The sequence below is a fragment of the Actinotalea ferrariae CF5-4 genome, from assembly GCF_000603945.1.
In the GTDB taxonomy this organism is placed as follows: Bacteria; Actinomycetota; Actinomycetes; order Actinomycetales; family Cellulomonadaceae; genus Actinotalea; species Actinotalea ferrariae.
Window position 1 is genome coordinate 1 of the sequence record NZ_AXCW01000592.1, and the last position, 304, is coordinate 304.

At 64.5% G+C, this 304-nt stretch carries 1 protein-coding gene; it reads right to left on the reverse strand.

Translation table 11 applies throughout. The features are described from left to right. Positions 1–304 (reverse strand): DUF6318 family protein (locus tag N866_RS21880; protein WP_034230102.1); only part of this gene is annotated, 304 nt, incomplete at both ends.

Genomic DNA, 304 nt, shown 5'->3' on the forward strand with positions numbered 1-304 from the left:
CGGGAACTCGTCGACCACCGCGCCGGACGCCGCGTGTTCCGCCCCGCCGCTGATCGCGAAGCCGACCTCTACGCCGTAGATGCCCAGTTGTTCGTCGAAGCCGACGACCCTGGTGTCGAAGAGGGACTCGACTTCCCCTCCCGTGAAGTAGCCGCCCGGGACATACACCCGCTCGACTTCCGCCCTGGTGTTGGTGCAGAACTCACAGGTGTCGCTGCTGACTTCTTCCCACTCTTGTAGCTCACCGGTGCTAAGGGCATAGGCGTAGAGCCGAACCATGTACTCGGCTGCGGCGATGGCGCCT